This window comes from Metapseudomonas cellulosilytica, assembly GCF_049334135.1.
In the GTDB taxonomy this organism is placed as follows: Bacteria; Pseudomonadota; Gammaproteobacteria; order Pseudomonadales; family Pseudomonadaceae; genus Metapseudomonas.
This window is the reverse complement of sequence record NZ_JBHZGN010000005.1, coordinates 267,431-291,657: the sequence shown is the minus strand read 5'-3', so window position 1 is coordinate 291,657 and position 24,227 is coordinate 267,431. Positions and strand designations below refer to the sequence as shown.

Annotated in this window: 13 protein-coding genes; 3 read left to right on the top strand and 10 right to left on the bottom strand. The window is 67.7% G+C overall.

The window, feature by feature from the left end; all coding sequences use genetic code 11:
- Positions 1-8 precede the first annotated feature (8 nt).
- Positions 9-3,083, bottom strand: a complete 3,075-nt coding sequence (gene fdnG / locus ACFW0H_RS08885) for a formate dehydrogenase-N subunit alpha (RefSeq protein WP_422913526.1) — start codon at positions 3,081-3,083, stop codon at positions 9-11.
- 442 nt (positions 3,084-3,525) lie between these two features.
- On the opposite strand from fdnG, the gene ACFW0H_RS08880 reads away from it, so the two are divergent.
- Positions 3,526-3,972, top strand: a complete 447-nt coding sequence (locus ACFW0H_RS08880) for a DMT family transporter (protein ID WP_422913525.1) — start codon at positions 3,526-3,528, stop codon at positions 3,970-3,972.
- A 36-nt stretch (positions 3,973-4,008) separates the two neighbouring features.
- On the opposite strand, the gene ACFW0H_RS30150 is transcribed toward ACFW0H_RS08880, so the two are convergent.
- The 6 genes from ACFW0H_RS30150 to ACFW0H_RS08845 all read right to left on the bottom strand — a co-directional run bounded on the left by ACFW0H_RS30150 (position 4,009) and on the right by ACFW0H_RS08845 (position 18,526).
- Positions 4,009-5,940: a methyl-accepting chemotaxis protein gene (locus ACFW0H_RS30150; RefSeq protein ID WP_459077292.1), complete on the bottom strand. Its 1,932-nt coding sequence runs from the start codon at positions 5,938-5,940 to the stop codon at positions 4,009-4,011.
- A gap of 132 nt (positions 5,941-6,072) precedes the next feature.
- A complete protein-coding gene (pbpC, locus tag ACFW0H_RS08865) occupies positions 6,073-8,400 on the bottom strand; it encodes a peptidoglycan glycosyltransferase PbpC (protein ID WP_422913581.1) in 2,328 nt (775 codons plus the stop codon).
- A 205-nt stretch (positions 8,401-8,605) separates the two neighbouring features.
- Positions 8,606-13,510 carry an alpha-2-macroglobulin family protein gene (locus tag ACFW0H_RS08860; RefSeq protein WP_422913524.1) on the bottom strand — a complete coding sequence of 1,635 codons (4,905 nt, stop codon included), beginning with the start codon at positions 13,508-13,510 and terminating at the stop codon, positions 8,606-8,608.
- Between the two features lie 116 nt (positions 13,511-13,626).
- Positions 13,627-15,303, bottom strand: coding sequence for a Na/Pi cotransporter family protein (locus ACFW0H_RS08855; RefSeq protein WP_422913523.1), 1,677 nt, complete (start codon positions 15,301-15,303; stop codon positions 13,627-13,629).
- A 61-nt stretch (positions 15,304-15,364) separates the two neighbouring features.
- On the bottom strand, positions 15,365-18,076 hold the full coding sequence (gene mgtA / locus ACFW0H_RS08850) for a magnesium-translocating P-type ATPase (protein WP_422913522.1): 2,712 nt from the start codon (positions 18,074-18,076) through the stop codon (positions 15,365-15,367).
- Positions 18,077-18,304: 228 nt separating this feature from the next.
- The gene (locus ACFW0H_RS08845) at positions 18,305-18,526 is read right to left on the bottom strand and encodes a hypothetical protein (RefSeq protein WP_422913521.1); all 222 of its coding nucleotides are present in this window, start codon (positions 18,524-18,526) and stop codon (positions 18,305-18,307) included.
- Between the two features lie 374 nt (positions 18,527-18,900).
- On the opposite strand from ACFW0H_RS08845, the gene ACFW0H_RS08840 reads away from it, so the two are divergent.
- Both ACFW0H_RS08840 and ACFW0H_RS08835 read left to right on the top strand, forming a co-directional pair.
- Entirely contained in the window at positions 18,901-20,250 is a 1,350-nt protein-coding gene (locus ACFW0H_RS08840; protein ID WP_422913520.1) for an MATE family efflux transporter, read from the top strand.
- 56 nt (positions 20,251-20,306) lie between these two features.
- Positions 20,307-20,765: a DUF2214 family protein gene (locus ACFW0H_RS08835; RefSeq protein WP_422913519.1), complete on the top strand. Its 459-nt coding sequence runs from the start codon at positions 20,307-20,309 to the stop codon at positions 20,763-20,765.
- A gap of 53 nt (positions 20,766-20,818) precedes the next feature.
- Here ACFW0H_RS08835 and ACFW0H_RS08830 read toward each other — a convergent pair whose 3' ends face one another.
- From ACFW0H_RS08830 to ACFW0H_RS08820, 3 genes are all read right to left on the bottom strand, one after another.
- Positions 20,819-21,442 (bottom strand): FMN-dependent NADH-azoreductase, encoded by a 624-nt coding sequence (locus ACFW0H_RS08830; RefSeq protein WP_422913518.1) that lies wholly within the window; start codon positions 21,440-21,442, stop codon positions 20,819-20,821.
- A 292-nt stretch (positions 21,443-21,734) separates the two neighbouring features.
- A complete protein-coding gene (gene speA, locus ACFW0H_RS08825) occupies positions 21,735-23,648 on the bottom strand; it encodes an arginine decarboxylase (protein WP_422913517.1) in 1,914 nt (637 codons plus the stop codon).
- Between the two features lie 131 nt (positions 23,649-23,779).
- Positions 23,780-24,151: a translation initiation factor Sui1 gene (locus ACFW0H_RS08820; RefSeq protein ID WP_422913516.1), complete on the bottom strand. Its 372-nt coding sequence runs from the start codon at positions 24,149-24,151 to the stop codon at positions 23,780-23,782.
- Positions 24,152-24,227 lie beyond the last annotated feature (76 nt).

Here is a 24,227-nt window from a genome sequence, read left to right as displayed (position 1 = left end):
CTCAGCTCCTATGCCTTTTCAACCTTGACCAGGAACGACTTGAACTCCGGCGTCTGCGTATTGCCATCGCCGACGAAGGGAGTAAGCGTGTTGGTCAGGTAGCCGTTGCGTGCCACGCCGGAGAAGCCCCAGTGCAGCGGGATGCCGATCTGGTGCACGGTCTTGCCGTCCACCGTCAGCGGTCGCAGGCGTTTGGTCACCAGCGCCACGGCCTTGATGAAGCCGCGATTGGAGGTGACCTTGACCTTTTCGCCGGCCGCGATGCCCAGTTCCTTGGCCAGGACCTCGCTGATCTCGACGAACTGCTCGGGCTGGGTGATCGCCGCCAGCCGGCAGTGCTTGGTCCAGAAGTGGAAGTGCTCGGTCAGCCGGTAGGTGGTGGCCGCGATGGGGAAGTCCGCCGCCTTGCCGAACGCTTCCAGGTCGCCCTTGAACACCCGTGCCGCCGGGTTGCTGGTGACTTTCGGGCTCTCCGGATGCAGCGGGTTGCGTCCGATGGGGGTCTCGAAGGGCTCGTAGTGCTCGGGGAAGGGGCCTTCGGCCATCTTGTCGAGGGCGAAGAAGCGCGCCACGCCCTCGGGGTTCATGATGAAGGGGCTGAGGCCCGCCTCGGGTGCCGTGTCGACCTTGTAGTCAGGCACGTCGGTACCGGTCCAGGCCTTGCCGTTCCACCACAGCAGGCGTTTCTTCTCCGGGTCCCAGGGCTTGCCCGAGGGGTCGGCCGAGGCGCGGTTGTAGAGGATGCGCCGGTTGGCCGGCCAGGCCCAGGCCCAGCCAAGGGTCTGGCCCATGCCGTAGGGGTCGGAGTTGTCGCGGCGGGCCATCTGGTTGCCGGCGGCGGTCCAGGAGCCGGCGAAGATCCAGCAGCCGCTGGCGGTGCTGCCGTCGTCGCGCAGCACGCTGAAGCCGGGGACCTGCTCGCCGGCCTTGACCAGCACGGCGCCGGTGGCCGCGTCGGTGAGGTCGGCCAGGGCCTTGCCGTTGAACTCGCGGGCCAGTTCGTCGGGGCCGGGCTCATGGGGACGCAGGTAGCTCCAGTCCAGGCCCAGGATCGGGTCCGGGAAGGCACCGCCCTCCTTCGCGTAGAGAGTGCGCAGGCGATGGAACAGGCCGCCCATGATGGCGATGTCGGTACGCGCCTGGCCGGGCGGTTCGGCGCCCTTCCAGTGCCATTGCAGCACCCGCCCGCTGTTGACCAGGGAGCCGTCCTCCTCGGCGAAGCAGGTGGTGGGCAGGCGGAACACCGTGGTCTGGATGCTGGCGGTGTCGACGTCATTGAACTCGCCGGCGTTGCGCCAGAACACTGAGGTGTCGGTGGCCAGCGGGTCCATGATCACCAGGAACTTCAGCTTGGCCAGGCTTGCGCTGACCTTGGCCTTGTTGGGGAACGAGCCGATGGGGTTGAAGCCCTGGCAGAAGTAACCGTTGATCTTGCCCTCGTACATCATGTCGAAGACTTTCAGCACGTCATAACCGGAGTTATCCAGCTTCGGCAGCCAGTCGTAGCACCAGTTGTTCTCCGCGGTGGCGGACTTGCCGAACCAGGACTTCATCAGGCTGACGTGGAACTTGCCGTAGTTCTGCCAGTAGGACATCTGCCCCGGCCGCACCGGCTTGCTGGCGCGCTTGTCGATGTAGGCGGCGTAGTCCTGCTCGGCGTCCGCCGGCAGGGTCAGGTAGCCCGGCAGCAGGTTGGAGAGCAGGCCCAGGTCGGTCAGGCCCTGGATGTTGGAGTGGCCGCGCAGGGCGTTCATGCCGCCGCCGGGCATGCCGATGTTGCCCAGCAGCAGCTGCGCCATGGCGCCGGTGCGGATCATCTGCGAACCCACCGAATGCTGCGTCCAGCCCAGGGCATACATGATGGTCATGGTCTTGTTCGGCGCGGAGGTCTCGGCGGCGAGGCCCCAGACCTGTTCCAGCAGGTCCTTCGGCGTACCGCAGATGCTGCTGACCATATCCGCCGTGTAGCGGCTGTAGTGCTGCTTCATCAGTTGGAACACGCAGCGCGGGTCCTGCAGGGTCGGGTCGGACAGCACGTAGCCGTCCTCGCCCTTGGCATAGCTCCAGGTGGACTTGTCGGGGTAGGCGCGCTTGGCTTCGTCGTAGCCGCTGAACAGGCCGTCCTTGAAGCTGAAGCCTTCATTCACGATGAAGGGCGCGTCGGTGTAGTTGCGCACGTACTCGTGCTGGATCTTGTCGTGGCTGATCAGATAGTTGATCAGCCCGCCGAGGAAGGCGATGTCGGTTCCGGTACGGATCGGCGCGTAGTAGTCCGCCACTGCGGCGGAACGGGTGAAGCGCGGATCGACCACGATCAGCCGAGCCTTGTTGTGCGCCTTGGCTTCGGTGACCCACTTGAAGCCGCAGGGGTGCGCTTCGGCAGCGTTGCCGCCCATTATCAGCACCAGGTCGGCATTCTTGATGTCGACCCAGTGGTTGGTCATGGCTCCACGGCCAAACGTCGGGGCAAGACCTGCCACCGTCGGGCCATGTCAGACACGTGCTTGGTTATCGAATCCCAGCATGCCGAGGGAGCGCACCACCTTGTGGGTGATGTAGCCGGATTCGTTCGACGATGCCGACGCCGCGAGGAAGCCGGTGCTGAGCCAGCGGTTGACCGTCTGGCCCTGGGCGTTCTTCGCGATGAAGTTGGCATCGCGGTCGGCCTTCATCAGCTTGGCGATGCGGTCGAGGGCGTCATCCCATTCGATGCGTTTCCACTCGTTGGAGCCGGGCTCGCGGATCTCCGGGTACTTGAGGCGGTTGGGGCTGTGGACGAAGTCCAGCAGGCCGGCGCCTTTCGGGCAGAGCGTCCCGCGGTTGACCGGGTGGTCGGCGTCGCCCTCGATGTGAATGATGTTCTGCGCGACGTTCTTCGCCGCATCGCCCTGGCTGTACATGATCAGGCCGCAGCCGACCGAGCAGTAGGGACAGGTGTTGCGCGTCTCGTTGGTGCGCGCCAGCTTGAAGTGCCGGACCTGGTCGGCAAAGGCTTCCGGGGGCGCGACCCCCAGAGCCGCCAGGCTTGATCCTCCAAGGCCCACGGCACAGACCTTGAAGAATTGTCGACGGTTCATGTCCATCGTGCTTTCCCACCTCATCAGGCAGACCACGCCCGGTCTGTTGCCGGGCATATCAATTAAAGGTTAGTCACCTTCGGGGGTAATGCCAGAAAGGTGGCACGGGGAATGCGTGCGGAATTTTCCTGGGTCCTCCCGTGAGGCTACGGACCTCGCGATTTGCTACGCGCCGACCCAGGACTCCAGGCCGCATGCGGTGTTCCGCGATTGAAATCGCTCCCGCAACAGACGTTTGAACGTTCGCTGTCTCGCATCAGCAATCCCGATTCGGACGGCCCCTTCAAACACTTCTCCAGATGATCCAGAACCTTTTGGCGCAAATTGGGGGATTTGCTTACCGCTGATGGCGCCCCATTCCCACCCCTCGCCTTCCTTTCTGGTGGTGATTGGCTCCGGTACAGGCGCGTCGGGCATACTGTGCGTCCCTCGATTTCCGGAGATCGCCATGCCCAAGGCCTGGTGGCTGCTCGCCCTGCCCTTTATCGCCGGCGCCTTCCTGCCCCTGCAGGCCGGCATCAACGGCCAGTTGGCCAAACAGATTTCCAGCGTGATGAGCGCGGCACTGGTGTCTTTCGCGGTCGGTACCGCGGCCCTGCTGGCGGTGGTGCTGGTGCAGCGGGAGCTGCCGACGCTGGAGGCCTTCAGGGGCCTGAGCTGGTGGCAGTGGGGCGGCGGCCTGCTGGGCGCGGTGTTCATCGCCACCGCTGCCTTCGCCGCACCGCGCATCGGTGCGCTGCTGTTCATGACGCTGGTGCTCGCCGGCCAACTGAGCATGGCGCTGACGCTGGATCACTTTGGCTGGGCGGGTTTCCGCGAAGCGCCCGTCAGCCTCGGCAAGCTCGGCGGGCTGGCATTGATCATCGGCGGTATCTGGCTCATTCGCCGGGGCTGAGCGGCTCGGCCAAGCGGAAGCTGGCTGAGCCGCCGCTCACAACCTGAACCTGCCCACCTGCTGCGCCAGGTCGCCGGCCAGGCGGCTCAGGGCCCGGCATTCCTCACGGCAATCTCGGACTTCGCTGGCGGTGGCGTGGGCCAGGTCGGCGATACCCTGGACATTGCGGTTGATTTCCTCGGTCACCGAGGACTGTTCCTCGGTGGCCGCCGCGACCTGGTGGTTCATGTCGCTGATGCGCTCCACCTGGTCGGTGATGGCGCCAAGGGAGGTGCCGGTGCGCTGGCTGGCTTCGACGCCGGTGCCGGTGGCGGCCTGGCCGGCATGCATGGACAGCACGGCCGTCTCGGCGCCCCGCTTGAGGCGCTGGATCATCTGCTGGATTTCGTCGGTGGACGACTGAGTGCGACTGGCCAGGGTGCGGACTTCGTCGGCGACCACGGCGAAGCCACGGCCCAACTCGCCGGCACGGGCGGCTTCGATGGCCGCGTTCAGCGCCAGCAGGTTGGTCTGCTCGGAAATGCCACGGATCACCGCCAGCACCTGGTCGATGGAGGCCACCTGGCCGGCCAGCTCGCTCACGGCCGAAGCGGCGATACCGATCTCGCTGGACATCTTCTCGATATGCGCAACCGACTCGCCCACCACCTGGCGTGCCTGCAGGGACTCGTCGCGGGCGTGTTGCGAAACCTGTGCGGCGGCCCCGGCGTTGCGGGCAATCTCCTGCACGGTGAGCCCCATTTCATGCACGGCGGTGGCCACCATATCGGTCATTTCCTGCTGCTGGCCGGCGCGGCCGACGGTGTTGTCCACCACCCGCGCCACCTGGCCGACCACCTTGTGCAGGCGCTCGCTGGTGTCCAGCACTTCGCCGATCAGGCTGCGCTGGCTCTCCAGGAAGCGGTTGAAGCCACGGGCCAGGTCACCCAGCTCATCGGCGCGGGATTCATCCAGGCGGCGGGTCAGGTCACCGCCGCCACCGCCGATTTCCACCAGCGCCGCGGTGACCTGGCGGATCGGCCGCACCAGCCCCCGCGCCAGCAGCACCACCAGCAGCAGGCAGAGAGCGAGCACGCCGAAACCGGCGAGGCTGCTGGTCCACATGGCCTTGCGCGCCTCGGCGTAGATCTCCGCCTCCGGCACTTCGCTCACCAATTGCCAGCCCAAGCTTTCCAGGGGCCGGGCCAGGGCGAGGTAACGCTCGCCGTCACGGCTGAAGCGGATCGCCTTGCCGCCGGCGGCCAGTAGCGCGGCCGCAGCATCTGTGCCGAAAACCTCGCCCAGGCGCACGCTGCCGTTGAGGGCGGGGTCGGGGTGGACCTTGATGCTGCCCTCGCGGTCCATCAGGAACACGCGGCCGCGCTCGCCGAAGCGGAAGTCGCGGATCATCTCGGACATCGACTGCAGGCTATAGCCCAGGCCGGACACGCCGAGGGTCTTGCCGTCGCGGGTGATGCGCTGGTTGATGAACAGGGTCGGCAGGCGGGTGCCCTTGTCGATGTCGATCTCCAGCACCCGGTTCCGCTCGCTGTCCACCAGCTTGTAGAACCACTGGTTCTCCGGCTGGCTGCGGGAGATGGTGCGAGCCAGGCCCTGGCCCGTGTAGTAGTGGCCGCTGTCCATCACCGCGATGGAGGTGGTGGTGGCGTTCTGCTGCGCGCGCACCCCTTCCAGGTAGCGGGCGAAGGCCTCGGCGCGCGCCGGGTCCTCGCCCTCGGCCAGCCAGTCCTGCACCAGGGCATTCTCGGCGATGCCGGCATTGGCGGTGATGGGCGCCGCCAGGGTGCGTTCCAGGGCGTTGCCAATGGCCTGAACGCGCGCGGGCAGGGCTTCATCCAGCAGGAAACGTTCGGTCAGGCGGTTCATCAGCACCGAGTAGATGCCGATGACGATCAGGATGCCGGCGAGCAGGGCCGCGCCCATGCTGAAGATCAGCTGCCACTGAATGCTGCGTTGCCAGAGGCGCATGGAGTTGTCTCCTTGGAATACTTGTTGGAGGCGACACGAGGATTAAGAATTGTATACAAACAATTCGACAATTTTCCCGATCTTTGCCAACAAAGCCTATCGGCACTCAGCTCCAGAAACTTGAACGCTGGGTCAGTCCGTAATGGCGAACTCCAGACGAGCGGTCTGCCCGGCCTCGTCCAGCACGCTCAACTGATGCCGACCGCTGCGCCTGAATTCCTGGCTGAAGCTCTCCTCCGCAGCGGTGGCGGTGAGCGGTGCGCCATCGAGGAACCACCAGCGCCGGCCACTGCCGCCCAGGGCGGAGAGCTTGACCCGCAGGGGCTCGGCGCTGCCCGAAGGCCGTCGCAGCTGGTCGCCCTCGCGCACCCCGACGATGGACAGCGGCGCCGCCGGAGGCGGCAATTGCGGCGGGCAGCCCGGGGCCACCGCCGGCAGCCGTGCCGCGCGCCGCTCACGGCGCGGCAACCAGGGTTCCAGCGGCGCCGGCCAGAGCACCAGTTCACGCGCCTGGGCGCCCGGACATCCCGCCGCCACCTGACGCCCTTCTGCATCCACCCAGAGCGACTGGCGCAGCCCCAGGCCGAGGGGCTGGTCGGCCGCCAACAGCGTGGGCGGCGTAGTGCCTTCCAGGGTCCAGGCGAACCGCTGGCGGCGGCAGTTGGGGTCGCCCTTGGCCATGGGCTGGCCGAGGGGCCAGCAGATGGCGGCGACGCCTACTTCCTGTGGCTGCGGGTCAACGGGCTGGGGAATGCCACGCTGGCTATCGCGGTTCACCAGCAGGTCGTGGACCTGCAGCAGCAGCGGCGCGGCCGAGGCCAGGCCGAACTGGCCGGGTACCGGCGTTCCATCCGGTCGACCTATCCACACGCCGATCAGGTGACGCGGCCCGACGCCGATGGCCCAGGCATCGCGGAAGCCGTAGCTGGTGCCGGTCTTCCAGGCCAGCACCGGGCGTTGGGTCAGGCGTGCGCGCGGGTCGCGGTCCGGACGTGCCTGCCCGGCGAGAATGCGGCGGATGATCCAGGCCGCTCCGGGCGACAACAGCCTGCGTTCCTGCAACGCGTCCTGGGGTTGCAGGCGCAGGTGGGCGACGCGGCCCTGCCGGGCGAAAGCGCTGTAGCCGCTGACCAGCTCTTCGAGCTTGCTGCCCGCACCGCCAAGGATCAGCGCCAGGTTCGGCTCGCTGGCAGCCGGCAGCGCCAGCGGCAGGCCAACGTTGCGCAATTCGCCGGCAAAGCGCTTGGGGCCATAGGCCTCCAGCAGCTGCACCGCCGGCAGGTTGAGGGACATCCCCAGGGCTTCGCTGGCCGAGACCGGGCCGCTGAAGCCGGCGGCGAAGTTGCCGGGGCGGTAGTCGCCATAGCGCCGGGGCACGTCCTGCAGCAGGGATTCGGAATGGATCAGCCCGGCGTCCAGGGCCATGCCATAGAGGAAGGGCTTGAGCGTGGAGCCCGGCGAGCGCAGCGACTCGACCATGTCCACATGGCCGAAGCGGCGCTCGTCGGCAATATCGATCGAGCCCAGGTAGGCACGCACCGCCATGCTCTGGTGCTCCACCACCAGGATGGCCGCCGAGGTGCGTTCCGGCAGGCGCGCGCGCCAGCCCAGCAACAGATCCTCGAGGCGACGCTGGAGCGCGGCGTCCAGGGTGGTGCGGATCAACGGCGGGCTGTCGGGCTTGTTCAGGCGGCGCGCCAGCAGCGGCGCCAGGCTGGGCTCCTGACGTGGCGCCAGCAGCACCGGCTCTTCCATGGCCTCCTGCACCGCCCCCTGCGGCCAGACCTGGAATTGCGCCAGGCGCCGCAGCACCTTGTCGCGCGCCGCCTGGGCCTGCTCCGGGTGACGGTCCGGCCGAAGCCGGCTGGGGGCCTGAGGCAGCACCGCCAGCAATGCAGCCTCGGCGCGGGTGAGCTGGGACGGCGGCTTGCCGAGGTAGGCCCAGCTGGCCGCCGCCACGCCCTGCAGGGTGCCGCCGAAGGGCGCACGGTTGAGGTAGAGGCCGAGGATCTCGTCCTTCGACAGATGCCACTCCAGCTGCGCGGTACGCCACAGCTGGCGCAGCTTGCCGGTGAAGGTGCGCGGGTGCGGATCGAGCAACCGCGCCACCTGCATCGACAGGGTGCTGCCACCGGAGAGCACGCGCCCGCCCGTGAGGTTCAGCCAGGCGGCACGGGCCAGGGCCAGGGGGTTCACCCCGGGGTGCTGGTAGAACCAGCGGTCCTCGTAGGTAAGCAGGGCTTCCAGGTAATAGGGCGAAACCTCGTCCCGGCTGACCGGGTAACGCCACACACCGTCGGCATCGGCGAAGCGCCAGAGCGGCGTGCCGTCCTCCGCCAGCACCACCCGCGCGAGGTCGTCGCCGGGCAGTGGCAGCGGGAACAGGCGGTCGGCGGCCCAGAGCAGTACCACCAGCAGCAGGGGGATGGCGAGCCAGGGGCGGCGGAGGTGGCGGGGGATGCAGGGCAAGCGGTGGCTCCGGATGAAAGACCGAGGTGGGCGTAACATCCCTCACCCCCGGCCCCTCTCCCAGAGGGAGAGGGGAGTTGGTCAGTGCCGAGAGACGCTATTGCGCATGGGGCAACCGCCGGTCTCCGGCTATGCACGGCGCTCCAGGCGCGAGTCACCCCTCTCCTCTTCAGGGAGAGGGGCCGGGGGTGAGGCCCTACTTACCCCTCACCACCAGCTTCTCCGGCGCCTCACCCAGGGCCTGCCAGTTCGGCCGGTACATGGATTCCACCGTGGGCGGCGGCACGCGGTAGGTACCGGGGGTGACGGCGCGAGCCAGGTAGAGCAGGTGCGTGGTGTCGTATTCGTTCACGTTCAGGGCGGCCACGTAGCGGTCGTCGCGGAATTCCTGGTGCTTGATGGCGGCATTCTGCATCGACTTCTGCCACTCCTTCACCGCGCTGCTGGCATCGTCCAGGCTGGCGGCGCTCTGGGCGAGGTTCTGGTTTTCCAGTTCCAGGCCGGCGGGCAGCAGGTCCACCACCAGGGCGTCGGGTACCCGTTCCTTGGCCTCGATGGCCAGGTGCACCAGCACCAGTTCGCCGCTGTCCAGGCTGTTGAGGTCGAGGCGCTCCCCATCCACGCCGAGGAATTCGCGGCGGATTGTGAGGTTCTCGCCACCGGCGGGCGGCGCCGCCAGCGGGTAGCCGGAGAGGCTCAGCTGCTGGTAGAGCGGCCCGCTACCAGAGGATGTGACGGTCAGCGGCTCGGCCAGCAGCGCACCGTCCAGCTTCAGGCCCGGCTGCTGGTTGCTCAGCTCGCGCTGCTCGCCACCGGCGCTGAGTTGCGCATTCCAGCTCGGTTCGGGCTTGCCCAGCAGGCCGCGGCCCGCCAGGTACAGGGCGTTGCGCTCCTGGGTGGAGAGCCAGCGCTCGCCGGCCACCAGGTCAGCCAGCTCGAACAGCCGCTGTTCGCGGGCGCCGGCGGCCAGGTCGTGCTCTTCCAGCAGGGCGAGGATCAGCGCCTGGTCACGCAGCGGGCTGCCGTAGTCCGCCAGCCAGTCGCGGCTTTCGCGCTGGATGCGCAGACCCAGTTCCAGGGCCTGGTCGGCGCGCGGGGCATCGCCCATCAGCTTGAAGGCGACCGCCAGCTGCACCAGGGGCAAGCCGGAGCGGGCATCGGCGCGTTGCTCCCAGAGGCTGCGCAAGGCGCCCAGGGGCGCCTGCTGGCTGCGCGCCAGGACGTAGCCGGCGTAAGCCTGCACGGCGAAGCGCGTATGGTCGGCATTCTCGCTGTAGCTGACTTCGATCAGGCTGCGTTCCTGCAGGTAGCGCAGCAGGCGCTCGCTGGCCTTCTCCAGGGCTTCCGGCGGCACGGCGAAACCCTGGTCACGGGCGCGCAGGAGGAAGTCGGTGACATAGGCGGTCAGCCAGTATTCCTCTTCGCTGTCGGCACTCCACAGGCCGAAGCTGCCATTGTGGCGCTGCATGCCCAGCAGGCGCTCGATGCCCAGCTCGATGGACTTGCGCCGCGCCTCATCCGGTTCGCCTTCCAGGCCGAGGCGCTTGAGCGAGGCGGCGTCGGCGTAGAGCGACGGGTAAAGGCCGCTGGTGGTCTGCTCGGCGCAACCATAGGGATAAGCCTTGAGGGCGCGGACCTGTTCGCCGAGGTTCAGCGGCGGACGGCTGGAGAGCTGCAACAGCGCTTCGCGGCCATCCGGTTCGAAGGCGTCGAGGGTGCCGGCCGGCAGGCTCCAGCTCTCCCCCTTGAGCACCGCACGGAATTGCCGGAGTTGCGCCGGGTAGGCCGGGCGCACGCCCAGGGTCCATTCGCGGCTGAAGGGCGGCAGGTTCTCGCCCGGCAGTTCCAGGCCGTTCACCGTGACCGTGACGCTGCCCTGGCCGTAGCCACCCAGCGCGCGCACCGGGATGCGCAGGGTGGTGCGCTGGCCATCGGCAAGCTGCACGGGCGCGGTCTGGCCGCCGCCGCTCTGGGCAAGGTCCAGTTGGCCGCCGCTTTCCAGGTTGATATCCAGGCGCTGCGGTTTCCCGGAGAGGTTGGTCAGGTCCAGCGCCAGGGTGGTCAGGTCGCCGCCGGCGAGGAAGCGCGGGGCAGCCAGCTCCGCCACCAGCGGCGCCGCCACCACCGTCTTCGCCTCGGCCATGCCGTAGCGCTCGTCAGTCCAGGCCTGGGCCATCAGGCGCAACTCGCCGTTGAAGTCAGGGATGTCGAGGCTGACTTCGCCCTGGCCCTGATCGTCCAGGGTCACCGGCGCGGCCTGCAGGGCGACTATGGTGACGCTGGTCTGCGGGCGCTTGCCGCCGCCGGCCAGGGCGGCGTCACCGCCGAAGGCCAGGGTGGCCAGGCGACCCTGGCCGGCCTCGATCAGTTGGCCGTAGACGTCGAGCTGATCAGCGCCGTAGGCCTTGCGGCCGAACAGGGTGGCGAACGGGTCCGGCGTGGCGTAGCTGGTGATATTGAGGATGCCCACATCCACCGCGGCCACCAGCACATTCACCGATTTCGGCACGCTGCCGTCGGCATTCTTCGCCTGCACCTGGACCTTCAGCGGCTGCCTGGGGCGCATCTTCTCCGGGGCGGTGAGGGACAGGGCCAGCTTGCGCGGCGCCCGTTCCAGCGGCAGGTGCAGGAGGCCCACGGCGCGCTTGGGCGTGACGCTGGCCTTGCGTTCGCCGGGGCGGATCACCAGGGCGCTGACGTAGAGGTCGTGGCGTGCCCAGTCCTTGGCCACCGGGATGTCGAAGCTCTTGCCCTCGGCCGGTACCTCGATGGGCTGCCACCAGAGCGGGCCTTCGGCGGATTCCACCAGCAGGTAGCCGCTGCCGGCGCTGGGTGGCGTGACGGTGACCCTGGCGGTGTCGCCCGCGGCATAGGCCGGCTTGTCCAGGGCCAGTTTGACCTGGTCCGGGCGCACGGCGCCGCCTTCGGCGTTGTCCTGCCAGCGGTAGCCGGCCCAGAAGCGCAGGCTGCTGGTGATGCCGGTGGCCGGATCTTCCACTTCCACGCGGTAGGGGCCCCACTCCACCGGGAAGCTGACCTTGGCGGTGCCGCCTTCGGCCACCTGCACCTGCTCCTCGGCGAGGCTCAGGTACTTCTCGTTGTAGTGGTAGGTCCAGCCGTCGCTGTCGGAGAAGTTCCAGTAGTAGTCGCGGCGCTCGCGCACCAGGCGCACCTTGAGGCTGTCGGCGGCCAGCTTGTTGCCGGCGGAGTCGGCCACCAGCAGCTCGAACTCGGCCAGGCTGTCGGCATCGGTCTCCTCGCCCTCGAACAGTGCGCGCAGGCCCGGCAGGCGCTCGGCCGGCCAGACCGGCTGTACCAGGCGGCGGGTGATGGGGCGGCCGCCGGATTCCTGCAGGCTGGCCTGGAGGATCAGTTGCAACGGTGACTTGGCGTCGCCCCAGCGGGTCTCGATGTTCAGCTCGGCCTTGCCATCGGCATCGAGCTGGGTCTCATCCAGCTCGATGTCCTGCTTGAGCTCGTCCTCGGTCACCGAGCCGAACTGGTAGCCGGGCAGCGCCTTCACCGCTTCACGCAGCGGGCGCACGTAGAGCTGGCCGGTAAGGCGGTTGCCGGAAGCCGGCGCGCCATAGAGGTAGCGGCCTGCCACCTCGAAACGCGCGTTCTCGCTGGGGGCGAAGGGCTGCTCGCTGCCCTTGAGCTCCAGGGCCATGCGCTCGGGGAGGAAGTCTTCCACGAGGAATTCGTAAAGCTGCGGCTTGCCGTCGCCCAGGTCGAAGAGCAGTTGCCAGCGCCCGGTGGGGGCCTCGGCGGCCAGTTGCAGCTGGTACTGGTAGAAACCGCCCTCCCCGGCTTCCCAGACGAAGCGGCGGCTGACCTGATCATCGGGACGGCGCACTTCAACAGTGACGGGCTGCCCCGATACCGCACGGCCATCGGCATCGCGCAGCAGGGCGTTGAGCAGCACGGTCTCCCCCGGACGATAGAGATCGCGCGGGCCGAAGACGAAGAACTGCAAGGCATGGGTGGCCGGGCCGGCGATGTCGAACTCGGCCAGGTCCAGGGCCGGCGCGGCGAGACGCAGCAGGCTGGTCTGCTCGCCCTTGCGGGCGATCAGCACCTCGGACTTGGGCGCCAGCGGCAGCTCGGCGTGGCCTTTGCTGTCGGTTTTGCCCTGGGCCAGTACGCGGCCTTCGCCATCCAGCAGTTCCAGGGCGATATCGGCCTGGGCGGCACCACCTTCCAGGGCCTGGGTGAAGACGTCCAGGCGATTGCTGTAACGGTGGGCGGAAAGGCCGATGTCGCTGAGGGTGAAGAGGGTCGCCGGGTTGGAATAGGCGTAGCTGCCCGCCTCTTTCATCACTGCCAGGTAGACGCCCGGCTGCTTCATCGGCTCCAGGCCGGCAATGGGCAGCAGCAGGGTTTCCCGGGTGTTGCGGGCGGGCTTGAGGTCGAAACGGCCGGTGTAGACCAGGTCGGCCATTTTCAGCAGCTCACGGGATTCCCAGAGGTCCAGGGTGCCGCGCTTGCCCCAGCGGGCGAGGAAGCCCGGCAGGGCCTCGGCCTTCACGCGGAAGAAGTCCACATCCACCTTGTCGACGTTCAGGGCGATCACCGGCAGGCCTTCGGCGAGGCGGGTGGGCAGCAGCGAGCCACGGCTGGCGAAGCCGACGGTGGCCTGCAGGTCGCGGGTTTCCAGGCGGGTGAGGTGCTCCTCGGCGAGGCGCGCGTCATTCACCGCGCGCAGGCCGGGGTCGATGGTCAGCACCAGCTGGCGCCTGGGTTCCAGGTGGCGCAGGCGCAGCTCCATCAGGTTGTCCGAGAGCTCCCAGGCGCCATCGACCGTGCCGTCCTTGGTGTCCACCAGGTGCAGGCGCTCGGCGAACTTCTGCTCCGGGTCCAGCGGCACCGAGAAGGTCACCGACAGGGCGCTGGCGCCGTCGAGCTGGACTTCCGAGACGTCTATCACCTTCAGCTCGCGGCCGGCGTAGCGCTTGGCCAGGGCGGCGGTGTCGGCGGCCGGCTTCGAGGCCGGCTGGGCAGCGGCGGATGGCGACTTGCTCGCCGGCTGCTCGGGGGTGGAGGAATCGCAGGCGCTGAGCAGGCTCAGCAGCATGGCCAGAAGCAGTCCTTTCTTCGGCATGGGGGCTCCCAGAAGGGGGGAAAATGGGCAGGGGCAGAATATAGTCGAGGGGCGCCTGGCTGACGAGCGCCGGGACCATGCGGCACTTGGCGCGGCAGCCTTCTCACGCCGACAGCTCAGGCACCTTCCGCCCCCTGCCGGGCCTCGTCGGTCCGACTCTGGGCCGAAGGGCGGCGCTGGCCTTCGTGTAACCCATTGCGCTCGAGCATCGGGTAGGCCAGCGCGGTGACGTGGTAGTGGATGCGCCGGTAGTCGCGAAGCATGCGCTGGAACAGGTCGCCCGCCTCGACCCAGGTCGTGCGGTCCTCGCGCAGCCGGCGGAAGTGCTCGCGGCTGGCGTTGGACTCCAGGCGCCGCAGCAGCGCCTTGCGCGCCAGCAGGCGCTGCGCCGCCGCCAGGTCCTCGCGCATGAATGCGCTGATCGCCAGGTGCAGGCTCTCGTCGACGGCCGCGTGCAGCGGCAGGACCTGCTCCAGCTCGAATGCGGAGAACGCGCGGCCGCGCCCGGCCTTGCGCATCACCAGGGGTAGCAGGCTGTTGGCCACCAGGTCGCCGACATGCTCGATATTGATCGCGAACAGGAGAATTTCCTGGGCGCGATCGGCATCGCCATCGCTCATGCCGTCCTGGCCGATATCGGCGAGGTAGGCGCGAATGGCCGCGCTCAACTGGTCGAGCGACTGGTCCTGGCTGCGGATCTCGCTGACCGCGGCGCTGTCGGGCCTCTCGATCAGGCCGGTGGTGCGACGCAGCATCAGCAGCGCCATGTCGGCCAGGCGCAAGGCTTCGCGGGTGGCATTGGCCAGACCGATGTTGGCCACTTCGAGACCGGCCTCGTCGAGGTATTGCGGCATGCCCGGATCATCAGGCTCCGGCTCGTCCGGCAGCAGGCGCACCAGCAAGGCGGCCAGCGGCCCGGTGAAGCCGATCACCAGCAGTGCCAGCACCAGGTTGAAGGCGGTATGGAAATACACCACGGCGGCAGCGCCAAAGGGGGCCGCCAGCTTCGCCAGCGGCAGCAGCAGAGGCAGTACCAGCAGGCAGCCGAGCAACCGCACCAGCAGGTTGCCCAGCGGCAAGCGCCGGGCCACCGGCGTGCGCGCCACGCCGAGGGCCGGCAGGGCGCCGCCCAGGTTGGCCCCCAGCACCAGGGCCAGGGCGGTCGGCAGCGCGACCAGGTCGGTCCCGGTGAGGGACGCGACCAGCAACACCACGGCGACGCTGGAGTGGCAGGCCCAGGTGAGCAGCGTGGCCAGCAGCAGGGCGATCAGCGGGTCGCCCTGCAGGCCACGGACCACGGCGGCGAATACCGCCGAGCCCTCGATTCGCTCCAGGGACTGCCCGAGCATGCCCAGCGCCAGGAGCATCAGGCCGAGGCCGATCAGGCATTGGCCGACACTCTGCGGACGCGGCTCGTCGCGCAGGCGGAACAGCACCAGGCCCGCCAGCAGGGCCAACGGCGCCAGCAGCGAGGTGTCGAAGCTGAGCAACTGCACCACCAGGGTGGTACCGATGTTGGCGCCGAGCATCACCGCCAGCGCCGGCGCCAGGCCGAGGGCGCCGCTGGCGGTGAAGGACGCCGCCATCATGCTGGTGGCGGTGGCGCTCTGCAGCAGGCCGGTGACCCCGAGCCCGGCCAGCAGGGCCAGCCAGCGGTTGCCCAGGTGACGGCCGAGCCAGTTGCGCAGGGCGGTACCGAAGCCGCGCAATACACCGCCGGAAATCATGTGGGTGCCCCACAGCAGCAGGGCCACCGCGCCGGCCAGGTTGATCAGTAGCGTGGTTCCCTGCATGGCGAGGCTCCTCAAGGACGGGAACGGGCGCGGCACGGCCACGCCCACGGGACGGCCGGGTTCAGAACCACTGGCCGAAGCGGCGGATGTAGATCGTCTTCATCGTCTGCGCGGTGAGGCAGTAGCAGAGCAGCGTCGCCACCAGCCAGGGGAAGTATTCCCAGGGCAACGGCACCAGGCCGACCATGGCGCCCAGTGGCGAGAACGGCAGGTAGATGCCCAGCGCCATCACCAGGCCGGTCATCAGCATCACCGGCAATGCGGCGGTGCTCTGGATGAAGGGAACCTTGCGGGTCCGCAGCATGTGCACCACCAGGGTCTGCGAGAGCAGGCCCTCGATGAACCAGCCGGACTGGAACAGCGCCTGCATTTCCGGGCTGTTGGCGGCGAACACGAACCACATCAGCGCATAGGTGGTGATGTCGAAGATGGACGAGGTCGGCCCGATCCAGAGCATGAAGCGGCCAATGTTCTTCGCGTCCCACTTGCGCGGTTTGGCGAGGAACTCCTTGTCCATGCGGTCCCACGGCAGCGACAGCTGGGAAATGTCGTACATCAGGTTCTGGATCAGCAGGTGGATCGCCAGCATCGGCAGGAAGGGGATGAAAGCGCTGGCCACCAGCACCGAGAACACGTTGCCGAAGTTGGAACTGGCGGTCATGTTCAGGTACTTCATGATGTTGCCGAAGGTCTCGCGGCCCTTGATGACGCCCTCTTCCAGCACCAGCAGGCTCTTTTCCAGAAGGATGATGTCGGCCGACTCCTTGGCGATGTCGGTGCCGCTGTCCACCGAGATGCCGACGTCGGCATCGCGCAGCGCCGGGGCGTCGTTGATGCCGTCGCCGAGGAAACCCACGGTGTGGCCGTTGGCCTGCAGGGCCTTGAGCACCCGCGACTTCTGCAGCGGAGTGAGCTTGGCGAAGACGCTGCGCTCCTCCACCAGACGGCGCAAGGCGGTGTCGTCCAGCAGGTCGATCTCGCGGCCGAGCAGCGGTTCGCCCACCTCGAGGCCCACTTCGCGGCAGATCTTCGCGCTGACGATGGGGTTGTCGCCGGTGAGCACCTTCACCGCCACGCCGTTCTCGCGCAGCGCGGCAATGGCCGGGCCGGCGGTTTCCTTCGGCGGATCGAGGAAGGTGAGCAGCCCTTCGATGACCAGCTCGCGCTCGTCTTCGGCGCGGTACTGGGGCCTGGCTTCAGCACGCGCCAGCCGGCGGCTGCCGACCAGCAGCACGCGGAAGCCGTCACGGTTGTAGCGCTCGGCCAGCTCCCGCAGGTCCTGGCGGCGCTGCTCGTCGAGGTTCGCTTCGGCTTCGTCCTGGCGGACCCATGCGGCTATTTCGAGCATTTCCTCCACCGCGCCCTTGCACACCAGCAGGTGGTCGCCGCCGCTGCCTTCGAGGATCACCGAGAGGCGCCGGCGGACGAAGTCGAACGGCAATTCGTCGACCTTGCGCCAGGCACCCGGTGGGCTGAAGCGCGGGTTCTCCTCGGCGAAGCGCACCACCGCGCGATCCATCAGGTTCTTCATGCCGGACTGGTGGTAGCTGTTCAGCCAGGCCAGCTGCAACACCTGCTCGCAGGGACGGCCGGCGCTGTCGACATGCTGTTCGAGGATGATCCGGTCCTGGGTCAGGGTGCCGGTCTTGTCGGTGCAGAGCACGTCCATGGCGCCGAAGTTCTGGATGGCGTTGAGGCGCTTGACCACCACCTTGCGCCGCGACATGGCCACCGCGCCCTTGGCCAGGTTGGCGCTGACGATCATCGGCAGCATTTCCGGGGTCAGCCCGACCGCCACCGCCAGGGCGAACATGAAGGCCTCGGCCCAGTCCCCCTTGGTGAAGCCATTGATCAGCAGCACCACCGGCACCATCACCAGCATGAAGCGGATCAGCAGCCAGCTGACGCTGTTGACCCCGCGGTCGAAGGCGGTCTGCGCCCGCGAGCCGACGATGGAGCGGGCCAGCGAACCGAAGTAGGTGCGCGCGCCGGTGGCCACGACCACGGCGGTGGCGCTGCCGCTGACCACGTTGGTGCCCATGAAGCAGATGTTCGGCAGGTCCAGCAGGTCGTGCTGGTCGGCGGCCAGCCGCTTGGCGGACTTTTCCTGCACCGCGCCGAGGGTGTCGTACTTCTCCACCGGCAGGGCTTCGCCGGTGAGCACGGCCTGGCTGATGAACAGGTCGCGGGATTCGATCAGGCGGATGTCGGCGGGAATCATGTCGCCGGCACAGAGGCGCACGATGTCGCCCACCACCAGTTCGGCCATGGGCACCTCGCGCAATTCGGCGCGCATGCCGCGCTCGTCGCGGCGCAGCACGCTGGCGGTGGTGCGCACCATGGCCTTGAGCGCTTCGGCCGCCTTCGCCGAACGGTACTCCTGCCAGAAGCGCATGAAGCCGCTGACCAGCACCATGGCGAGCACGATGATCACGCCGGTGAGATCGGTTTCTTCACCTGCGCGGAACGGCAGCCAGAAGTCGGTGAAGAAGCTGATCGCCGACAGCGTCATCAGCACATAGATGAAGGGGTTGTTGAAGGCCCGCAGCAATTGCACCAGGGCGTGGGGCGGGCGGTCGTGGGCCACCTCGTTGGGGCCGTCCCGGTGCAGGCGCACCAGGGCCTCGGCCTGGTCGAGGCCGTCCTGGCGGCTGCGGACATTGGAGAGGGTGGTTTCCAGGCTGTTGTGCGCCTCGCGGGCGGCGCGCATGGACAGCCTGTCGTTGCGGCGTTCGGCGTCGAGCCGGGTGTCTTGCTGGGTCGCTACGCTCATGACTCGGGTCTCCTGTCGCGAGCTGCGCGACGGCGACACGAGTCGGCTACCGGTCAGGTGACGGGCAGCGGCGTGCCGGGTCGCGGTGTTCGCGATCGGTGGAAGGGAAGGTCTGGATGTCCGGATGAGGCCCACTGCGCGCGGCGATGACGGCCGCACGCAGTGGGCCGTCTCGATGGTTCTTCCATGGCAGGCTCCTTGTGTGAATGGATCAGTCCGTTGACGGCCTCAGTCGCGCGGGTGGCCAAGGCCGCGTAGCCGACCCGCGTCGACCGCGTTCGGGTCCAGCAGGCATCGCTCCAGGTGGCCACTGGCCGGGCTGACGCGCCAGGCGAGGGTGGACGTCGTGGACTGGGCGGGAAGAATCGCGCCCTGGGGGTGGGCGGCGCGGACGCGCATCTTCGCCACGAAGGCGGATACGCCGGGGGAATTCGAATGCTTGAAGCTCATGAGTCACCTGTACCCGGCGCGCCGGTCACAGGTGAGAAGCCAGGGATCAGCCCGGGAAGCCACTCAACCGACCGGCCCGTTTCGGGCTCCGTCGTGCTTGGGTTGTGTTCATCGAGCCAGCCATCGCGTGGAAGGCTGGCCGGCATCTACTGGGGATACTGTCCATGGCTCGCTTGATCAGGAAACGAAGGTGCCCCTTGCGTGGGGCCGGCGATTTATAGGTTCGGGCGCCGGGAGGGTCAACCCGCGAAACGGCCATTCCGCGCGAACCAGATATTTCGCTCAACAGGCAGAAAACATTCCTACCCGGAGTTGCCGCCGGGCCGACAGATGCACCCGGCCCGCTATACTGCGCCGCCTGACTGGAGCCCTGCATGAGTCTGTTCCTCGACGCCTGGCGGCATTCCCCGACCCACCGGAAGGTCTGGGCCCTGGCCGCGCCCATGATCCTCTCGAACATTTCCGTGCCACTGGTGGCGCTGGTGGACAGCGCAGTGATCGGTCACCTGCCCCACGCCCACCAACTGGGTGCGGCGGCGGTGGGCGGCAGCCTCTATACCCTGCTGGTCTGGGCCATGGGCTTCCTGCGCATGGGCACCACCGGCTTCGCCGCCCAGGCTGCCGGCCGCGACGATGGCGGCGCCCTGCGCCAGGTGCTGCTGCAGGGGCTGCTGCTGGCGTTCGGCTTCGCCCTGGTACTGGGGGTGCTGGCGGTGCCCTTCACCGGCTTCGCCCTGGGGCTGATGCAACCCTCCGCCGAACTGGACGCGCTGACCCGCGAATTCTTCCATATCCGCCTGCTGGGCCTGCCGGCGGCCCTGGCCAGCTATGCCCTGGTGGGCTGGTTCCTCGGTACCCAGAATGCCCGGGCGCCCCTGGCGATCCTGCTGACCACCAACCTGATCAACCTGGTGCTGGATCTCTGGTTCGTCCTCGGCCTGGAGTGGGGCGTGGCCGGCGCGGCAAGGGCCTCGGTGATCGCCGAGTGGAGCGGCGCCCTGCTCGGCCTGGCGCTGACCCGCCGGTCCCTGCGGGCCCATCCGGGCCACCTGGACCGCGCTGCCCTGCTCCGCTGGCAGAACTGGCGCCCGCTGCTGGCGGTGAACCGCGACATCTTCATCCGCACCCTGGCCCTGGAACTGGTGTTCTTCCTGATTACCGTGCAGGGCACCCGCCTGGGGGACGCCACGGTGGCGGCCAACGCCCTGCTGCTCAACGGCCTGCTGCTCACCGCCCATGCCCTGGACGGCCTGGCCCATGCGGTGGAAGCCCTCTGCGGCCACGCCATCGGCTCCCGCGACCACCAGGCCCTGCGCCGGTCCTTGCTGGTGGCCGGGGGCTGGTCGCTGCTGGCGAGCCTGGCCTTCGCACTGTTCTTCATGGTGGGCGGCGGCCTGTTCATCGACCTGCAGAGCGATATCGCGGCGGTGCGCGAGGTGGCCCACAGCTACCTGCCGTACCTGGCGCTGCTGCCACTGATCGCGGTCTGGAGCTACCTGCTGGATGGCCTGTTCATCGGCGCCACCCGTGCCCGAGAAATGCGCAATGCCATGCTGGTGGCGGTGGGCCTTAGCCTGCCGCTGGGATGGGCGCTACAGTTTCTCGGCAACCACGGACTCTGGCTGACCTTCCTCGCCTTCATGCTGTTGCGCGGTCTCTGCCTCGGCACCCTGGCCTGGCGCCTGGACCAGTGCGATGGCTGGTTCGGCACCCGCACGTGCTGAGTGCCCGGCCAGGATGGCAATAACGAAAACCAACCCGATGACCTGAAGGAACTCCCATGGGACAAGCCGTCGCCGCCTACCTGCACTTTCTGTCGATCTTCGTGCTCTTCGCCCTGCTCACCCTGGAGCACCGCCTGTTCAAGCTGCCGCTGGACCTGGAGCGAGCCCGCAGCCTGGTGCGTATCGATATCGCCTACGGCCTCGCCGCAGGTGCGGTGCTGGCCACCGGCCTGGCGCGGGTGATCTGGTACGGCAAGGGGCTGGACTACTACCTGAACAACTCGATGTTCCACGCCAAGATGGGGCTGTTCGTGCTGATCGCCCTGCTCTCCAGCTTTCCCACCTTCGTCTTTCTCAATTGGCGCAACACCCTGCAGGCCGGCCAGGTGCCGCAGATGAGCCCGGGCAAGGCCAAGGCGGTGATCATGGTGATCCGCCTGGAATTGCTGCTGGCACTGCTGCTGCCGCTGTTCGCGGTGCTGATGGCGCGCGGCTATGGAGTGATCGGGAGCTGAGCCCAACAACGAGCCCTGGCAGGACGCGTCCTGCCTGGCGAATGAAGTCGCCCCTACAGGACTATGTCGGGGAAGGGTTCGGGGGCGAAAACCGGATTGAACGACAACCGCTCCCGGGCCTGCGCCAGCGCGGCGGAAACGGCCTCTGCGCCGGCGGACAGGCCCTGCAGGTGGATGAACTCCACATGGTGCAGGCCGATGATGCCCAGCACATGGCGCAGGTAGGGCGAGAGGAAGTCCATCTGCTTGGCCTTGGCCCCCAGGTAGTGCCCACCGGAACTCAGCACCACGAAGGTCGGCCGGTCTTCCAGCAGGCCGTCGCGCCGGCCATCGTGGATCTCGAAGGTGCGATGGATGCGTACCACGTAATCCAGCCAGAGCTTGAGCGCCGCCGGCACCATGTAGTTGTGCATGGGGGTGGAGATCAGCAGGTAGTGGCTGCGTTCCAGCTCGCCGATCAGTTGTTCGGAGAGGGCGAAGTGCTCCTCGGCGCAATCCGACTTGCCCACCACCGCCTCGGCATAGCCGGCGCAGAGTGGCGGCAATGGATCGCGCACCAGGTTGCGGACGATCACCTCGGCCTTGGGATGGATGCGCCGGGCCATTTCCCGGGCCAGTTGGCCGCCCGGGGAAGCCTGGTCGTTGGGGCTGCATTCGAGCAGAAGGACGCGCGGCATGGGTAGGCTCCGACAGGATTCAGAAGGCTGGCGGAAATGAAAGCGCCGGATGGCGGATTTGGCCAGGGGGTTCGTCGGGTCGTTCGTAGGTGGGTGCCGAGCCACCGGTGAAGCCGTTCGCGAATAAATTCGCTCCCACAATCGTAGGGTGGAAATCGCTTTTCATTTCCACCATTTCGGCATCCAGCCAAACCACCGACGGTGGACCGATAAAGCGTGGTCCACCCTACGGCTTCGCAAGCTCGAATGAAAAAGCCCGGCGCGGGGCCGGGCTTCTTCATTCAGCTGAGGATCAGGACGACAGGTAGGACGAACGGGTCAGCCCCAGGCGCAGGGCGTCGACATACTGGGTGCGTTCCCGCGGGCTCAGCTTGGCGCTGGCCACCTTGTCGCGGTAGAGCGCCATCAGCTCCTCGGGAGACAGGTGCACGTAGCGCAGCATGTCTTCGATGGTGTCGTGGGTTTCGATACCGGCGTGGTACACGCTGCCGTCGTCATGCTGGTAGACGTTGACCGAGTCGGTGTCGCCGAACAGGTTGTGCATGTCGCCGAGGATTTCCTGGTAGGCCCCTACCAGGAACACGCCCAGCAGGTAATCCTCGCCATCGCGCACTTCGTGCACCGGCATGCTGCTCTCGATGCTCTGCTCGTCGATGTACTGCTTGATCTTGCCGTCGGAGTCGCAGGTCAGGTCCTGCAGCACGGCGCGTCGCAGGGGTTCCTCGTCCAGGCGGTGCAGCGGCAGGATCGGCAGCACCTGGCCGATGGCCCAGGTGTCCGGCAGGCTCTGGAACACCGAGAAGTTGCAGATGTACTTCTCAGCCAGCTTGTCGTTCAGCTCGTCGAGCACCTGGCGGTGGGAGCGCTGGCGCGCCTTGAGCTGGTTGTGCAGACGGCGGCAGATGGCGAAGTAGGTCTGCTCGGCCAGGGCCTTCTCGGCCAGGGTCAGCTTGCCTTCGGCGTACTGGGCAGCGGCATCGCTCATGTAGTGGGTGGCGCGCCAGTAGGTCTCGGTGACCATCTCGGCGTCGGTCGGGCCCAGGAGCTCGGCGAGCCAGCGCACGGCCTCGGGCAGTGCCTCGATATCTTCGATCTTCGGCACTTCGTCGTTGTGGCGCTCGACGTCGGTCACCTGCATCACCAGCACGGCGTGGTGCGCGGTCATGGCGCGGCCGCTCTCGGAGAAGATGTGCGGATGCGGCAGGCCCTGGGCGTCGCAGAACTCCTTGAGCATGCCCACCACGACACCGGCGTAGTCGTCCATGTCGTAGTTGATGGAGCTGGCATTGCGCGAGTGGGTGCCGTCGTAGTCCACGCCCAGGCCGCCACCGACGTCGATGTGGTCCACCGGCAGGCCGAGGTTGCGCAGTTCGGCGTAGTAGCGGATGGCTTCCTTGAAGCCGTGCTGGTAGTCGGCCAGGTTGGCGATCTGCGAGCCCATGTGGAAGTGCAGGAGGCGCACTCCCTGGTCCAGGCCGGCCTTGCGGAAGCGCTCGGCCACCGAGAGGATCTGCGCCGCGGAGAGGCCGAACTTGGACTTCTCGCCACCGGTGTCGGCCCACTTGGACGAGGCCAGGGACGACAGGCGTACGCGCAGGCCCACCTGGGGCGCGACCTTCAGCTCGGCGGCGACGTCGATGACGAAGTCCACCTCGGCTTCCTTCTCGATGACGATGAAGACGTTGTGGCCGAGCTTCTGGCCCATCAGCGCCAGGCGGATGAACTCGCGATCCTTGTAGCCGTTGCAGACGATGGTGCCGCCCTTCGGCGCCAGGGCCAGCACGGCCAGCAGCTCGGGCTTGGAGCCGGCTTCCAGGCCGATGGAGACGTTCTGGGTGGCGATGATGTTTTCCACCACCGCTTCCTGCTGGTTGACCTTGATCGGGTACAGGGCGGTGTAGCGGCTCTGGTACTCCAGGCGCTCGATATTGGCGTCGAAGGCACCGGTCAGCTGGCGCACGCGGTCCTGCAGGATGTCCGGGAAACGCACCAGCAGCGGCAGCGACAGGCCCGCATCACGCAGGTCGTCGACAAGGTGGAAGAAGTCCACCGGCGCGCTACCGGCCCCTTTCGGTCGCACTTCGACGCGGCCGGCCTCGTTGATGGCGAAATAGCCAGCGCCCCAGTGGCGAATGCCATAGACACTGCGGCTGTCGGCCACGGTCCAGCTGGTGCCATCGTCCTTGCGCGTGCGTCGTGCAGACATCGGTTTCCCCCTGTGGGATGAAAAGAGCCATGCCCGCCGGATCGTGCCGGGCGGGCGCGGACAGATTAATTCGGTCGTATGACGTTGGAGTGTTGACCGCTGCGGTGACGGTCAGTTTAGAAAGCCGTGGCTCAGCCGCCGGATTTCTTCGCCTTGAAGCCGCGCTTGGCGAGTTCTTCAAGCAACAGGTCCACGTGGTCGCCCTGGATCTCGATCACGCCGTCCTTCAGGGCTCCACCGGTTCCGCAGCGGCGCTTGAGCGCACTGGCCAGATCCTTCAGGGCATCTTCGGCCAGCGGCACGCCGCTGACGGTGGTGACGGTCTTGCCGCCACGGCCCTTGGTTTCACGGCGCACGCGGGCAATGCCGTCGCCAGCAGGCACGGTGGCTTGCTTGCAGATGCAGGCATCGATGGGCTGGCGGCATTCCGGGCAGTGCCGGCCGCTGTCGGTGGAGTACACCAGGCCGCCGAGGGCGGCAAAGGACGAAGCTTTCTTGACCACCGGCTTTCCTCGTAGGGGTCAGGATAGCGACTGGCCGGCGGGGTGCCGACCGCGAAGCCCCACTCTGGCAGGGGCA

Bases quoted from the DNA above. Each gene is read 5' to 3' on its own strand.
- ACFW0H_RS08840 (WP_422913520.1), top strand. From the start codon at position 18,901: ATGAGTCTGTTCCTCGACGCCTGGCGGCATTCCCCGACCCACCGGAAG.
- ACFW0H_RS30150 (WP_459077292.1), bottom strand. From the start codon at position 5,940: ATGCGCCTCTGGCAACGCAGCATTCAGTGGCAGCTGATCTTCAGCATG.
- ACFW0H_RS08845 (WP_422913521.1), bottom strand. From the start codon at position 18,526: ATGAGCTTCAAGCATTCGAATTCCCCCGGCGTATCCGCCTTCGTGGCG.
- ACFW0H_RS08830 (WP_422913518.1), bottom strand. From the start codon at position 21,442: ATGCCGCGCGTCCTTCTGCTCGAATGCAGCCCCAACGACCAGGCTTCC.
- ACFW0H_RS08880 (WP_422913525.1), top strand. From the start codon at position 3,526: ATGCCCAAGGCCTGGTGGCTGCTCGCCCTGCCCTTTATCGCCGGCGCC.
- mgtA (WP_422913522.1), bottom strand. From the start codon at position 18,076: ATGAGCGTAGCGACCCAGCAAGACACCCGGCTCGACGCCGAACGCCGC.
- ACFW0H_RS08855 (WP_422913523.1), bottom strand. From the start codon at position 15,303: ATGCAGGGAACCACGCTACTGATCAACCTGGCCGGCGCGGTGGCCCTG.
- ACFW0H_RS08860 (WP_422913524.1), bottom strand. From the start codon at position 13,510: ATGCCGAAGAAAGGACTGCTTCTGGCCATGCTGCTGAGCCTGCTCAGC.
- speA (WP_422913517.1), bottom strand. From the start codon at position 23,648: ATGTCTGCACGACGCACGCGCAAGGACGATGGCACCAGCTGGACCGTG.
- ACFW0H_RS08835 (WP_422913519.1), top strand. From the start codon at position 20,307: ATGGGACAAGCCGTCGCCGCCTACCTGCACTTTCTGTCGATCTTCGTG.